The sequence below is a fragment of the Thalassovita litoralis genome (genome assembly GCF_900182725.1).
Lineage (GTDB): Bacteria > Pseudomonadota > Alphaproteobacteria > Rhodobacterales > Rhodobacteraceae > Thalassobius > Thalassobius litoralis.
Genome location: NZ_FXTO01000026.1, coordinates 1 through 13,325, shown reverse-complemented (window position 1 = coordinate 13,325; position 13,325 = coordinate 1). Strand labels below are relative to the sequence as shown.

The following is a 13,325-nucleotide window of genomic DNA, read 5'->3' as shown; positions in this document are numbered from 1 at the left end:
GCTCACGAATCAGGCAGGCAAGCCCCGGTCGATCGTGGTGTCGGGATTGAAACCCGCGCTGTGTGCTGCCAAGAGGAACGCATTTCGTGCAGAGGTTACTGGCACCAGGCAATGCATGGCGGCGTCTATGTACTCTAGAGCGCGCACATGATGCTGATCGGTGACGGGCCACCTTTTGCGCAGCCAGTAGAATGCTTGTTCAAGCGTCGTAATGTTCTGTGTATCGCCACGAGGCGATACGACGAGTGTCATGGGGAGACCCCAGTTGATGTCTATCAAGTTCTATCAATCCAAAATATGTGGTTGGTCCTCGCTGAGTGTCAGGGAGCCAAGTCAAAAAAGGCCGGGGCAAACCGAGGGGAGAGCCCCAGCCATACTGGTTAACGCCCTACCGGCTTAGGCCAGTGCGAGATTGGTCGCGCTCTCACGGCCATCCCGACCGCTTTCAATGTCGAACGTGACAGCTTGTCCGTCGGACAGCGCATTGATGCCAGCGCGTTCGACTGTGGAAATGTGAACGAAGATATCCTTCGAACCCTGTTCCGGCGCGATAAAACCAAAGCCTTTTTGGGTGTTGAACCATTTCACGGTGCCATTGGCCATCGTGTTGTCTCCTATAAAATATTGCCATCCGCGAAGAGCGATGACCCGGCTCAGTGTCGTCATAAGATCAACTGAGGCCGTTAGGAGACAGAAGTTCGAAGGATTTGCCTTGCACAAATCAGATAGGTGTCGCGCTACATAACTACAAGGGGGCTGGCGAAAAGAATATTTTTATCGGCAACAGGCGTATAGCGGGATGCCGCGCCTAGCAACCTCATTGCAATTTGTGTCAGTGCTAAGAGGGCCGTCCGTTTGGGCGGCCCAAAGCGTTAGATTTCAACGCCTTCAGAAATTGCCAACGCATCTTCAAGCTCTACGCCGAGGTATCGAACGGTGCTGTCCATCTTGGTGTGGCCGAGCAAGAGTTGAACCGCTCTGAGGTTGCCGGTCTTCCGATAAATCTGTGCAACTTTGGTCCGCCGCATCGAATGGGTCCCATAAGCGCTTGGCTCCAAACCAACTGATTTTACCCAATCCCGAACCAAACGAGCATATTGCCGAGTCGATATGTGAAGCCGCTCGTGGAAACGCCCTGGCCAAAGGTACTCGGAACCGATCATCAAAGGCTCATCCAACCATCGAAGTACCGATGTTCGCGTGCCCTCTGTAATCTCGAAGCGAACAGACTTCTGCGTTTTGCTCTGGATGATCGAGGCTCGCTCTTTGACACGTCCTGCTGCATAGACATCGGCTACTTTCAGCTTCACCAGATCACAGCCCCGAAGTTTGCTATCGATTGCCAAATTGAAAAGCGCCAAGTCACGATGACTTTCCGCCAATTCAAGACGGACGCGGATCGCCCAGACGTGTTTGGGTAGCAGCGGACGTTTCTGCCCCACGACACGGCCTTTGTTCCAGGCCGCACGACGAGCACGAATTGCTGGTAAGTTGGGTGTTTGCATGATGGTTCCTCCGAACCACCAAATCCCACCACAACGCCAACCCGACGTTGGCTTGTTCAACATACCATCGATTGCAGTTTCTGTTGTGAAGTTCTTGCTTGCCCCACGTAGCTGCTATTATTGAAAAAAACCAAAGCTGCGCTGGTGCTCCTTTGTTCGCGCTCCGGACCTTGGCACGCTGGACCTTGCCGCACGACGTCACGGATGACTGGTTCGGGGATGCGGCACGGTGGCGAGACCATACTGGCCAATGTCCGCAAAGGGCCGTCAAATCCGTTTATACCAATGTTCAGCAGGCGACTGTGCGTGATGAGAATATTCGATATTTTGGAATTCGGTTTCCTCTACGGCCTTTCGAAATTGTGTTCCCAGAGCCTTGCGCTGACCGGAGGTCGCAAACTTAGCAAATTCCTCCCTCCCGCCAAAGAGCGTGCGAAGCGAAAACTGTACACCCGGCTCAAGTGCTTCGACTCTCTGAGTGATCTCGTCCTTAAAATCGTCGAGTATGGCCATTGGCTACCCTCGTTGGCTGGTCAAAGGCAGTGTATGCTCAATGCCGGCTAACAGGAAGCCGCAATGCAGCGATCGATTGTGTCACGAGTGTCTGGAATGGGCCGGGAACGACAGCGCAATGGTTCGGACCTGGCAAGTGCCACGTTGCACTGCCGCAGGTCGGCTTCGAGCTCTGGGCATAGATGTTTCCAGTCAGCGTTCAGCGGCTCGCAGCTGCAGCCAGTTTTCTGCTTTTAGACTCGTCTGCAAACAGATGCCTTTTAGTCGATGGTTCCACCATCATCGTCGATGCCCGCAATGGTCTCGAGGCGGCGATAGTCGAATATCTTGATCACGCGGGATCCTCTGGCGCTCAGGACACCCTTCCGTTCAAGATGCGTGAACTCGCGGCTCACTGTTTCCATAGTCATTCCCAGAAAGGCGCCTATTCGTTCGCGCGTAATTGGCAAATGTACAAAGAGATCCGCAGTACCATTGCCCGGGGTAGAAAATCCGATCTTTTGCGCGACCCGGACAACCAAGTAGGCCAATCGCTCTGTCGACGAGCGCCGACCAAGGACTGTTAGCCAATTCCGCGCTCTCTCAAGGTCTGAAAGCTTCATTTCCAAAAACCTCAGCCTGAAGAGCGGAAGGTCGTACAATAGTTTGCCAAAAGCGTTCGCGGAAATACAGAAGACTTCTACCTCGGACAAGGCAGTGACTGTATATCGTGAATTGTCGTGGAGAGGGTTGCCAATCACGTCCGGAGGGGAAAGCAGAGTAACTCCCTGCACCCGGCCATCTGCCAGACTGATCTCCTGACAGACCACGCCCTTGACGATCGAACCAAGAAATGGAGCTTTGAGGCCCTCCATGGCGATGACCGCACCCGGTTCAAAGCGTCGGATACAATGCTCCCCGTTCAAAACCTTCATCACACATGCGCAAAATAGATCGTCAAATTGTCCCGAGCAGTTCAAGCATGCCCGCCCCAAACGTACATCACGATCCGCAATACCTGTCGCCATTATTGACCCAACTACTTAAGCGGCTTTCCGCAGAGCAGAATGCGAATATAGAATACATGTTTAACTCTAACCTAACCACATGTTCCGGCAAGCTTTTTGTTGATGAGCAGAGAGCTTATGAGACACACTCTGGTCATAGCGGAACGGAGAACGCTCACTCCAACCGTCGTCTCATCGATGCAAGAATTGACTATGATGGATGACCTCTTCGTCCGCTGTGCCGACCTTCATCGTCCGAAAATGCTGTGCGATATACGAATGGCCGGTCTGGCGTAGCCGCGCCGCAGCGGTCGGTCAGCGGCCGAATGGCAGCAATGGGCCGGGAGCGTCATGGGCCCTGCCAGCTTGGGCACGCGGCGCACTGCAGCGCCGCATGACGGCTTCGAGCCCACATTGTAAAAATGCTGCGTTGCTGCCAATGTCCGCTATGAGGAAAATCGAATTCCGGCAGCTTGTCCTCGGCATTGGACGGCACAAAATCCTCCGGTGCGTCACCTACGGTGGCCACCGGCTCTGTTGAGCACGAGGATTTGAGTGCAGTTCGCCGGACCATCAGATCGTTACCCCATCGGCATTTTCGATGCGGAACGAATGGCCGGTCATGGTGTCGTCCATGACGATGGGCAGATTGCATCCTCGGAGCCGCCAGCGCGGCCCGTCAGGGGTCGGATTATCAATCGGCGATACCAGCGGCGCGGCGTCATGGTTCAGGAGTTGAAACGCGGCGTCAGGGCTGACGATCACGTATGCGGGTTTCGGCTGGTGACAGCAGCCCTCTTTGCGCCGCGCCTCAATGCGGGTCAATCGGTCGTTGATGAACCCGTCGATTGCTTCTGCTAGGTTTTGTGCGGCGCTGGGCATCGGATTACCGGTCCTCGGCCAGCAGCACGGTGAACCGCGCGGTGACGACACGGTTCTGCATGTACTCGTCGTGAGGTGATTTGCTCACGTCCGGCTCTTTGACGACAATCCCGATGCTGTTTGTCCCGCGTTTGCCATTGTCAGACATGGCGGCGATCCAATTTTTGATCGGAAACCGGGCGATGATCTGGGAGGTCATGGCAGACATGGCAACCGCGATCTGACTCTCCAGAGGATAGCCCATGCGGACATTTGCCATCGGTACGGCGCTGTTGCCATCCACTACCGCGAAGCGTCCGGGTCGGCGTAGCGCCTCGACGAGGACTTCGGATGGCAGGCTCATGGCAATCGCCAGATTATCATCCTGCTTGGGTTGGTCACATGTGTCTGCGCTGGGCGTCGTGGTCATGGGTCTACGTCCTCATCGTCTTGATAGGTGGATTGGTTTTCGTCTTCGCTGGGGTCTGGCGCGGACTGGTCGAGCGGATGGCCGGCTGGTGTGCGCCGGTCCGGTGTCGGGTCCGCACGCACAGGCACAGCGGTGGCGTTGGCCACGAGGGCCTGTGCGAGGCGTTCGAGCGGGTTGATTTCTTCGGGGTCCACCTTGCCCGCAAACATCCCAAGGTGCTTGGCGAGGCTATCCAGCGCCTTAGCGCGGTCTTGCAGCTTGACCTTGCGGCCCTGCTTGGTTTCCTCAACTCCATCGTAGAGAAGCAGGGCCGGGCCGGTCAGTTTGCGTGTGTCGGCAATGCGGACATACTCGATGCCCAATCCGGCACACTCGGGGCAGGCGGGGTTCGGATCGTCGGTAATGCGGTAGCCGTACCCGCCAGCGTCATTCGGTAGCCGTCCGTCCTCGATCTGGCCTGAGATAGCCGCGGCAATCAGATCATCATCCTCGAACAGGCTGCGGGCTGCGTCCTCAAGTGCCTCGCGGTATTCCCGTGGTGTTTTCCACTGATGATCGTGGTTGGTGCCATAGCAGTACCGACATGCGCCGATAATGTTCTGCACGAGGTCTGTGGTGTCTGCTGTGGCAATATCAGCCCATCGCCGTGCAATCCTGTCGGCGTCCATCATGGCCGCCTGTTCGATCAGCTTTCGCCCCTCTGTGATGGCGTCTCCAACCTTATCATTTGATATCAGCCGTGATCCCTGCATCTGAGCAGATCGTTCCGCGTATCCTGCGGCCAGTGCAGCCTGTTTGGCGTTGGGGTCTTGCAGGTAGGCAAGCACAAAATCCCGCTGTCGCGGGGTTAGCTCGAACGCGTCGAGCCACGCGGTATCTCCAGGTGTGGTTCTGCTCATGCTGTGGCCGGGGGGCTTCTTGCGCCTTCTGATCGGCAACAGGATACGTCGAATCTGAGTTAAATCGCAACATGTAGCATATTGGAATTTTCGATTTTCACGCGCGCGTTCACCACTACCAAATTGTTTATTTGTTTATCTTGTTATTTTAGTGGCCCCAAACTTGGCCCCACTGTGGCCCCACTGTGGCCCCGTGGTCAAATTGAAGGCTGTATAAGTATCTGTAAAATAGTTATAAAGTGGAATTTCCTCTGGCCCCAAGTTTGGCCCTGAGTTTGGCCCCAAGTTTGGCCCCAAAAAATGCTGCAAATTCGTCGTGCAACACGTTGCAAAAAGCAACTGATTACCATAAGGTGCAGAGGTGATTATCAAACAACAGCAGAGGAGGGTGATACCCATGAATGTCTGGACGGTGATCACCGATGACAGGAACGGCCTGACCGTTCGTCTGGCGGTGACGGAGGCGCAAGCGGATGTGTTGGCGCTGGCGTGGTGTCGTGAGCAATGGGACGAGGAGGCGCACGGGCCTATGCCGGAGCGCTGGAATACCGCCTATGAGCGGCTGAAATGTGGCGACGCTTATCTGTGGATCGAGCGGCATGATATTTCGAGCCACCCCGCCATTCTCCAGATGCGGAGAGAAGCAGCATGAGCCGGTTCTTATTCAACAATTTGGAAAATCTGAATCGTTCACAGATGCGCCGCGACCGCTGGGATTACCTCCTGAACAGCTTCCTGCCGGGTATGGGCTGGGTGGCTGTAGCGTGCATGGCACTCTACATCGCCTACCTGCTTGGGCAGGCGGATGGTTATTACAACCGGCCTTGGTGAGGCCGGTTGTCCCTCCCTATTTCTCAATATTTTGGAGTTAGAAAATGCCCCACCCAGTGGATATTCATGTCGGCGGTCAGCTGAAAAAGTTCCGCGTTCTCATTGGTCGCACACAGACGGAGCTGGCCGCTGCGCTCAATACGTCTTTTCAGCAGGTTCAGAAGTACGAAACTGGCCGAAATCGCATTAGCGCCAGCAAACTGTTTCAAGCGGCGCAATATTTATCGCAGCCTGTCAATTCATTCTTTCCGGAAATGGATGACGCTGGCCCGGACGAAAAGAACATCCTTTCAGCCGAAACGAAAATTGAGGTGGATTTAATTGCAGCCTGCCGCCAGATGCGAAACGATGAGCGTCGCGATCTGGTGCTGAAAATGGCGCATGCCATGAACGACGAATGCTGTTCCGAGTGCGTCGAATGATGTGGGTTGTTTTCTGGGCTGCATTCATTTTTGGGGGCGCCTGTCTATTTGCAGGTGCGACATTCACCCTCGTGCTGCTGATCACCAGTGATTTGATCGACGCGCTGGCTGCAACCGTGATTATTGCATTCCTCTGGATGGCCTTTGCTCTGTGGCTGTCCCCTGCTGAGGTCGCGTGGCATGAGTGAAACTATCAGCGCCTATTCCTATCTCGAAACCGACGAATACACCGGTGAAATTGATGCTCTGAATGCGGTGTCGTGGGGCGATGAAATCGAACGTTGGCGCGACACCGACCCGGAGTGGAACGAGGTGCCGGTATGGCTTTGATGATGTGACCGCCCCCCGACGGCTTCAATGTGCCAAGGTGGGTCTGCGATGATCCACAAAGGAGGACGGTCATGTCGGAGATTACCACGGTCGGGCTCGATCTGGCGAAGAATGTGTTTCAGGTTCATGGAGCCGACGGCGCGGGCCGAGCGGTCTTGCGCAAGAAGCTGCGGCGAGCGCAGGTGCTGGAGTTCTTCCGCCAATTGCCATCTTGTGTCGTCGCGATGGAAGCGTGCGGAGTCATCCCGCCGCGCAAGAATGCCCAACTCTGGAAGCCAACCACGGCGGGTGCTATTGCACGAAACGAAGCAGTGAGGGCCTGCAAATATCTCGGACGGGCACTCTGGCGAAAGCTGATCGGTTATCACCGACGAAGCCGCGCAGAGACGAAGATGCACTGCGTCAAACTCCTTGGCCAAGGCCTCATGGCCCGAGACTTCGACCGGCAGGTCGCTGAACTCCAGATCCGGATCGCGGTGCTCAACCGTTACACCGCTCTTGGCATACCCGTCACTAAGCCCGTAGGATAAGTCCGTCCGGGGAAAGGGGAAGTCTGCCCTTCAACCGATTTGGGCAACAAAGCCGCATATCAGCCATTCCACTTTGAAACGGGCGTGATAGAAATTAGTAAAGCGACAGGTTAACAGGTACGCATTTGAGATGTACAAAACGAGCACAGATTGGGGCATTATGCGCCCTGGGTTCGAAGGTCGTGAAATCGAACCCAACCCGAAGGAAAGGGCCGCACTGCCTGCCAACACCTTTTCCTTCAGTATGCCGGAGACATGGCGCGATACTGTCTGGACCATTCTCAACGACAAAATAACAAATGCAGTGCATTCCGCCTTCCGCGAAGCACCACCGGAATACCTAGTCTCAGACGATCTTAGCTGGCTTGATGACTTAATCGAGGCAACGTCAGGCGAACCCAGCGACACCAAAGCGCTGCTCGCCACCCGGCTACGGAAGACGTATCGGTATTTTCGAGCGGGTCATGCGACGCGAACCGATGATCTAACCCCCTTCTACAAAAGTGGGCTTCGTGTTCTGCGGCCCGAAGAATTCCACGATAAGGTTCGTCAGCTTTTCTTGAATGGGCAACACCGCGGTGTGTCAGAATCCAAGCTTGAAGCCGCGATCAAGGAGGTTGGAGACGAAATGCGAGAAGGTCGGTTGTACTTCGCAGCGCAGGAAGACAGCTTGTTCAATCGCAGGGGCTCTTCCGGGCACTACCTCATTTATGGCAGCGAATATCTGTACTGTATCGCTATGCGGACCGCAGGTACGGTGACCGCAAAGAAAGTCCTTAGCGGGATTGGGCGCCCCACCATGTTCGTATGCGATATTCCGATGTCCCAGATCCGGGACGGTACGCTCGAAGAGTTTTCGGGTATGATGTTGGAGTATCTTTTCGCCGGTCTCGTTGACCAAATCGATACCGACGTTCTATCCCCTTGGTCCGGATCAGCGCTGTCGATCTGGGAGGATGTTGCGCCAGAGAACATCGTCGGACACTATCATCCTGAACAGATATTCGATCCACTTTGGAATGCATGGTAAGTGTCGACTTGCTCGTGGTGGATCACGCGCAACAGATCTTTGGCCCCAAGCCGACAATCGAGCCAAACGTCTGGCATGTCCGGTCCCAGCCAACTACTGCTGTTCGGAGGTCATAACGCAAGCCGCTGTGGGCGCGGTAATCCGACCACTCGCTGCCGCTGCTAAGTTTTCCGGTCTTGCGCAACCGCTTTGGAATGCTCTAGCCAAGTATAGGCATTGTAGCCTACTTCTGGGATCCGAGGAGGCACGCGACCATGAACCGAAAGCAATTCATCAAAAGCCTAGGAGCTACTTGCTCCAACTGGAACTGGTCTTGGTCCTTCGTGAACGAGGCTGAGCGGTTTGTAATTTTTGGGTTGTGGTCGCACCATTCAGGAAGTGACGAGGGGCTCGTCATGAGCCGAGACTGGGAAAGAAATGCGGCAGGTAGACGGAACCCAGGATTTAAACAATCTGAAGAGCACGCAAGGCTAGTTGTTGAAGAAGGATACTCTCTTCTGACCTTCCCAATATTTGCCAAACTCAACAGCCAAGGAAAACTTCCAAAAGGTGAGACTGCCCGAATTGAACGAATTGAGCCAATTCTTCAGCGTAAGTTTTTGGTCGAAATTAGCCGCAACTGGTACGCGGTGGAAGCGCCCGTCGCACCCGCAAACTCCTTCGAACCTTTGATTGAACCGCTCTTCGAAGAAGGTGAACAATCCACCCGAATTTCCAGGTATGTGGAGCGCAACGCCTCTGCAAGGCAGCGATGTCTGGAAATCCATGGCTACAAGTGCCAAGTCTGTGAAAAAACTATGTCTGATCTCTATGGGCAAAAAGGCAAAGGCGTGATAGACGTTCATCACCTTCATGAGTTAGCGCAACGAGATGGAAGGCACATTGTGGATCCTGAGAAAGATCTCATTCCGGTATGCCCAAATTGCCACCGGATGATCCACACAACACGACCGGCGCTGAACCCGCAAGTTGTTAAGAATATGTTGGTCAATCACAGCTGATCCAGCTGGTTGTCCGGCCAAGACCGGCCGTTCGGCAAAGACGCCTTTGCTGCAGTGCAGCCCCAACAGACCCGCCCTTCATCTATAGCGCAGCACTCTCGGAAAGCTTAAGTAGGCAGTGTTCACCCGGTCGCTGCTGACCACGTGGCGGAGAAACCGTCGATCGGATCTTCGACCTCGCCGTTGATATGATAGCCGAAGATGGCGTCATCTGGGTCTACGGTCCCGGCGACGACAGCGTCATCGCATTTACGCCATTCGGTATCGAAAACCTGCAAGAACTCATCGAAATGGACCGGCACAGCGCGCAATAACCTCACCGCGGCTTACGCCGGATGCTTACTTTTGCACCTTGTCCGATATGCTTTCTATGGCCGAAAAAGGATAAAAAGTGTAATCTCTTTCACTATAGCGCCAATCTTCGACTCCAGAATTTCGCACCAAGAAAAGAACCCCGTTCCCGTTGACAGCTATGATGCTTCCTACGATTGAAACACGTTCTGTGTTCAGAGTTTGAAATGTATTCGCTCTCGCGTGGAATAGAGACTGGCCGAAGTAATAGAAAAAGGCTGCGGCAATTAGAGAGAGGCATGACAACCAGTAAGAAATCCATCGATCTTCGGAAATGCCAGTTGGCCTTTTTGGAAAAAGCGAGAAAGACATGGACAGAAAGTGAGCGGGGCGAAAGAATAGAGGGTACAATAGATTGGGCACGATCAATATTGCCAATAGGGTGGTCACCACGACATGCAGGCCATTCAACGCAAACATTGAAAATAGAAATATTCCAATGCAAAAGCTTATTAAATTTGATCTCTTGCGTATGAGCCTTGTCAGATAAATTTGCAAAATCCGCGACTTTTTTGAGTTCCCCAAGAATTCATTTATCAATGTGGACGTGAGCTTTGTGTTTCTTAGAATTCCATACGCAAAATAGAAAACCAGCCTCCCACACAGCAGAGCCAATACCAATTTGGCGCTAACCTCCAACAAAATCCCGCTGGTGCTCCAAGCGCCCATAATGATGATATGAGAAAAGGGAGTGCGGGAGAAAAACCCAATGAAGAATATAGTGTATGCGGTCGCTATCGAGGCGATTGCGATTACGACCTGAACGGACCCACGGTACCTTCTTAGCGCCGACTCAATCAATGCGATATCCATACTCACCGGACTCCAATGGTAGAATTCTTGGATGCTGACTTAGTAGCTTGGGTCGCAACCACCACATTCATAACAGAATTTACCGGGACTTGCTATTTTCCTGCCAAAGGTTCAATGAGCTATTGAAGCCGCACTCGACCAAGTGCGGAGAACGGAAGCTTCGCCTCGCACTGCGGACTTTTGTGCGGCTTGCGGCGAAGGACAGCTTCTCCGCCCGACCTGCAGGCAGGGGCATCCGATGCGGTTGCAGAATGGATGTCGTGGAAGGGCTGACACCGGCCATCCTCTGCGCCTGGCATGAATGACCGCAGAGGGCCGGGAACGACGGCGCAATGGTTCGGACCTGGCACGTGCCACGTTGCACTGCCGCAAGTCGGCTTCGAGCCCTTTTCGACCGCAGCGCCGGAGTTGTGGCTCGCAACTGCAGCAATTTGTCCTCCGTCGAGGCCGGCCCTGAGCCGACACTCACTCGTGTTACAAGTTGCTGCGGTTGCAGCCCGCATAGCCGTCATTCGTTCAAAGCGCAGCAATTCGGCGGGAGATAATCGCTTGACCCAGGATCAAGCGTGAATTCGTATCGGTGTTGCGGCGATCAGGTATCTGGCAGAGTGTTACCTGCGTGGATTTGCCGAAGCTGGGCTAGCCTACCTCGCAACTGCGCCTCGTATTGCTTCGCCTGCTTTGACGATTTAGCAACTTTCAGATTTTCGCGTACAGCGTGGATTTTCTGGCGCTGCCTGTTTGGTGCTGTCACCCCGTCGTGGGTGAGGATCACGCCTGTTATCTCGGTTGCGCGATCCCGGCGCGCCCGTTCTTTGTGCACTGCATACCGGTGCCCATGCCGAAACAGAGTCTTCTTGATTTCCCAAATCATCGCTTCGGGCACCGTCCCCCCCGAGATCGTCAGATCGTCAGCGTAAACACTCAGCTTGCATCCGGCTTCCGATACCAGAGAGTCGACTTCTTCCCACATATCGACATACGCAAAATATGCGAGGATTGGACTGCAAGGGCTACCCTGCGGCAAGACATCGTTGTGAGTGACGATGCGAGCGAGGATCACCGCAACATCGGGCGAACACTCCATATGAGTTCGAAAAAACCAGATCACTTTTTTGATCGTGCAGCTTGGGAAGAAATCTTCAATGTCGAGCAACCGCACCGCTCGCGCACCAATATGCCGGGCTGCATTGTCAACGTAGGAGCGGCCTTCGACCGGGGCAAACAGATAGTCAGGTGGCGCTACGCGCCCCAGAAGATCCGCAATTCGTGATTGAATGGATTTCAGGGGTGGAATTGGAGCGCAAATGTCTCGACTACCGCCCTTCTTTTTAGGCTTTTTGAACTGTATGTAGCCGCCTTCGAGTTGGGCGATTTTCTTCAACTTTGCAGGCGACACCTGCAATAAGCGCGCCAGTTTTCCCTTTGATCGCAGCCGAAAGAAAGGGCTATCGCGCAATGAATATCTACGCTTCGCCATTTGCAGTCTTTGCCTCTACTAGTTGCAGGAACTGCAAGACCTTTCCCGCTATTGCGGATTTAGCCCGCTTTGCCTTTGAAGGGTTTTCCAAGCTCTCTGAGAAGAACAAAATAGAAGATGCAGGGATGTGGAATTCGTCAGAATACCTCTGGATGACATCCATTGATGGAGCTTTCTTTCCGCTTTCAAGTTCCGAGATATGGGACTTGGACAGGCCCAAGCGGTCAGCCAATTCGTGTTGTTTCAAATCGTGAAAAACTCGGATTAGACGGAGTGCTTCCGACAGCATTTAGTTCCCTTTCATTGCAGGATACAGTGGAAGCGATTTAGTCACCGGGTCCCCCCGAAAGGGCATTCCAGAACCGCCAGATGCGGTAGGCGAGTACTCCTATGCGGAGTGCCCACTTTAACAGGAACGGTGCGCGCAGCCACTTGGGCCACTTGCTCGTTCTTTTCAATCGCTGTCGTCGTTCATTAGTCTCTAAGTCCATTTCTGGGCTCCTTCTTGCTCCCCCCAACTCACCGCGAGCGGGGTGTCACCACGAACAAGAAGCGCGGATAACGACGACCAAACCAAAGTACCAAGAGACCCACAGGTCACCGTGGGTCTCTGCTTCGCCGTCCCTCGTCCTCGGGAGTCCTCAGGGGAGCCGGGGGCCGTGGGGCCGGTTTAGCGGTAGGAGGCGAACCTCCCGCGAGCCCGAAAGCTCAAGATGTAATGACTTTTCCTTCCGCTGTGACCAACTGATAGAGAAAATGGGAACTCGTCCGGCACATTTCAAGAAGAAAATTCGCTGCCAGCGAATTTTTTCCGGACGATGGTGAAACCCTCTTCTTTCTTAGGGTCGGCTCTATATATGTTGTGCCATGCCCTTGATCGTCTACTTGGATACACAGGATTATGAATCGCCCCGAGTTTGTCGGAGACCATGAACTTAAGTAAGGATGATGGTTATGACAAAAAGCAAAATGGCAAATCGCTATTCTCCCGAGGTCCGCGCGCGTGCGGTGCGGATGGTGTTCGAGCATCAAGGCTCATATGAAACGCAAGCGGGCGCGATCGCGGCCATTGCACCCAAGATTGGCTGTATTCCCCAGACCCTGCGCGAATGGGTCAAGCAGGCTGAGAAGGACAGCGGCATGCGCGATGGCGTGACCACTGAGGAACGGGACCGGATCAAGGCCCTGGAACGTGAGGTCCGGGAGCTTCGGCAGGCGAATGAAATTCTCCGCAAAGCGTCGGCTTATTTTGCGCAGGCGGAACTCGACCGCCCACTGAAGCGATGATCGCTTTTATTGAAGATCAGCGCATTGTTTACGGCGTCGAGTCGATCTGCAGGGTT

Annotated in this window: 18 protein-coding genes, 3 pseudogenes and 1 other annotated feature; of the genes and pseudogenes, 10 read left to right on the top strand and 11 right to left on the bottom strand. The window is 54.2% G+C overall.

What is annotated here, in order from left to right:
• Positions 1 to 9: 9 nt before the first annotated feature.
• The 8 genes from FN828_RS15460 to FN828_RS15425 form a co-directional block, all read right to left on the bottom strand.
• Positions 10 to 252 (bottom strand): DUF982 domain-containing protein, encoded by a 243-nt coding sequence (locus FN828_RS15460; RefSeq protein WP_185959047.1) that lies wholly within the window; start codon positions 250 to 252, stop codon positions 10 to 12.
• A 144-nt stretch (positions 253 to 396) separates the two neighbouring features.
• On the bottom strand, positions 397 to 603 hold the full coding sequence (locus tag FN828_RS15455; protein WP_142494340.1) for a cold-shock protein: 207 nt from the start codon (positions 601 to 603) through the stop codon (positions 397 to 399).
• 269 nt (positions 604 to 872) lie between these two features.
• Positions 873 to 1,505, bottom strand: a complete 633-nt coding sequence (locus FN828_RS15450) for a tyrosine-type recombinase/integrase (protein WP_142494339.1) — start codon at positions 1,503 to 1,505, stop codon at positions 873 to 875.
• A gap of 267 nt (positions 1,506 to 1,772) precedes the next feature.
• Positions 1,773 to 2,018, bottom strand: a complete 246-nt coding sequence (locus FN828_RS15445; RefSeq protein ID WP_142494338.1) for a DUF1413 domain-containing protein — start codon at positions 2,016 to 2,018, stop codon at positions 1,773 to 1,775.
• 260 nt (positions 2,019 to 2,278) lie between these two features.
• Positions 2,279 to 3,025, bottom strand: coding sequence for a Crp/Fnr family transcriptional regulator (locus FN828_RS15440; protein WP_142494337.1), 747 nt, complete (start codon positions 3,023 to 3,025; stop codon positions 2,279 to 2,281).
• Between the two features lie 552 nt (positions 3,026 to 3,577).
• The gene (locus tag FN828_RS15435; RefSeq protein WP_142494336.1) at positions 3,578 to 3,886 is read right to left on the bottom strand and encodes a hypothetical protein; all 309 of its coding nucleotides are present in this window, start codon (positions 3,884 to 3,886) and stop codon (positions 3,578 to 3,580) included.
• 4 nt (positions 3,887 to 3,890) lie between these two features.
• A complete protein-coding gene (locus FN828_RS15430) occupies positions 3,891 to 4,295 on the bottom strand; it encodes a hypothetical protein (protein WP_142494335.1) in 405 nt (134 codons plus the stop codon).
• Complete coding sequence (locus tag FN828_RS15425) at positions 4,292 to 5,194, bottom strand: terminase small subunit (protein ID WP_142494334.1); 903 nt, start codon at positions 5,192 to 5,194, stop codon at positions 4,292 to 4,294. The genes FN828_RS15430 and FN828_RS15425 overlap by 4 nt, the downstream gene beginning before the upstream one ends.
• Before the next feature lie 397 nt (positions 5,195 to 5,591).
• On the opposite strand from FN828_RS15425, the gene FN828_RS15420 reads away from it, so the two are divergent.
• The 9 genes and pseudogenes from FN828_RS15420 to FN828_RS15385 all read left to right on the top strand — a co-directional run bounded on the left by FN828_RS15420 (position 5,592) and on the right by FN828_RS15385 (position 9,338).
• Complete coding sequence (locus FN828_RS15420) at positions 5,592 to 5,846, top strand: hypothetical protein (RefSeq protein WP_142494333.1); 255 nt, start codon at positions 5,592 to 5,594, stop codon at positions 5,844 to 5,846.
• Complete coding sequence (locus tag FN828_RS15415; RefSeq protein WP_142494332.1) at positions 5,843 to 6,025, top strand: hypothetical protein; 183 nt, start codon at positions 5,843 to 5,845, stop codon at positions 6,023 to 6,025. Before FN828_RS15420 ends, FN828_RS15415 begins: the two co-directional genes overlap by 4 nt.
• A gap of 44 nt (positions 6,026 to 6,069) precedes the next feature.
• Positions 6,070 to 6,447, top strand: a complete 378-nt coding sequence (locus FN828_RS15410; protein WP_142494331.1) for a helix-turn-helix domain-containing protein — start codon at positions 6,070 to 6,072, stop codon at positions 6,445 to 6,447.
• On the top strand, positions 6,444 to 6,635 hold the full coding sequence (locus FN828_RS15405) for a hypothetical protein (protein ID WP_142494330.1): 192 nt from the start codon (positions 6,444 to 6,446) through the stop codon (positions 6,633 to 6,635). The genes FN828_RS15410 and FN828_RS15405 overlap by 4 nt, the downstream gene beginning before the upstream one ends.
• Positions 6,628 to 6,777 carry a hypothetical protein gene (locus tag FN828_RS20600; RefSeq protein WP_185959046.1) on the top strand — a complete coding sequence of 50 codons (150 nt, stop codon included), beginning with the start codon at positions 6,628 to 6,630 and terminating at the stop codon, positions 6,775 to 6,777. The genes FN828_RS15405 and FN828_RS20600 overlap by 8 nt, the downstream gene beginning before the upstream one ends.
• A gap of 71 nt (positions 6,778 to 6,848) precedes the next feature.
• Positions 6,849 to 7,016, top strand: a pseudogene (locus tag FN828_RS15400) (IS110 family transposase); the annotation flags it as partial.
• Positions 7,008 to 7,307: pseudogene (locus FN828_RS15395) on the top strand (IS5/IS1182 family transposase); the annotation flags it as partial. The pseudogenes FN828_RS15400 and FN828_RS15395, both read left to right, overlap by 9 nt.
• Positions 7,308 to 7,437: 130 nt before the next feature.
• Positions 7,438 to 8,337: a hypothetical protein gene (locus tag FN828_RS15390; RefSeq protein WP_142494329.1), complete on the top strand. Its 900-nt coding sequence runs from the start codon at positions 7,438 to 7,440 to the stop codon at positions 8,335 to 8,337.
• Between the two features lie 395 nt (positions 8,338 to 8,732).
• Positions 8,733 to 9,338, top strand: a complete 606-nt coding sequence (locus FN828_RS15385) for an HNH endonuclease (RefSeq protein WP_185959045.1) — start codon at positions 8,733 to 8,735, stop codon at positions 9,336 to 9,338.
• A gap of 122 nt (positions 9,339 to 9,460) precedes the next feature.
• On the opposite strand, the gene FN828_RS15380 is transcribed toward FN828_RS15385, so the two are convergent.
• The 3 genes from FN828_RS15380 to FN828_RS15370 all read right to left on the bottom strand — a co-directional run bounded on the left by FN828_RS15380 (position 9,461) and on the right by FN828_RS15370 (position 12,271).
• Positions 9,461 to 9,658, bottom strand: coding sequence for a hypothetical protein (locus tag FN828_RS15380; protein ID WP_142494327.1), 198 nt, complete (start codon positions 9,656 to 9,658; stop codon positions 9,461 to 9,463).
• Between the two features lie 1,436 nt (positions 9,659 to 11,094).
• The gene (locus tag FN828_RS15375) at positions 11,095 to 11,982 is read right to left on the bottom strand and encodes a reverse transcriptase family protein (RefSeq protein ID WP_142494326.1); all 888 of its coding nucleotides are present in this window, start codon (positions 11,980 to 11,982) and stop codon (positions 11,095 to 11,097) included.
• Complete coding sequence (locus FN828_RS15370; RefSeq protein ID WP_142494325.1) at positions 11,969 to 12,271, bottom strand: helix-turn-helix transcriptional regulator; 303 nt, start codon at positions 12,269 to 12,271, stop codon at positions 11,969 to 11,971. Before FN828_RS15370 ends, FN828_RS15375 begins: the two co-directional genes overlap by 14 nt.
• A 665-nt stretch (positions 12,272 to 12,936) precedes the next feature.
• Here FN828_RS15370 and FN828_RS15365 point away from each other — a divergent pair.
• Positions 12,937 to 13,325, top strand: a pseudogene (locus FN828_RS15365) (transposase); the annotation flags it as partial.
• Positions 13,224 to 13,325 (top strand) — a sequence feature (AL1L pseudoknot). This feature is flagged as partial in the annotation. Its footprint overlaps the pseudogene before it by 102 nt.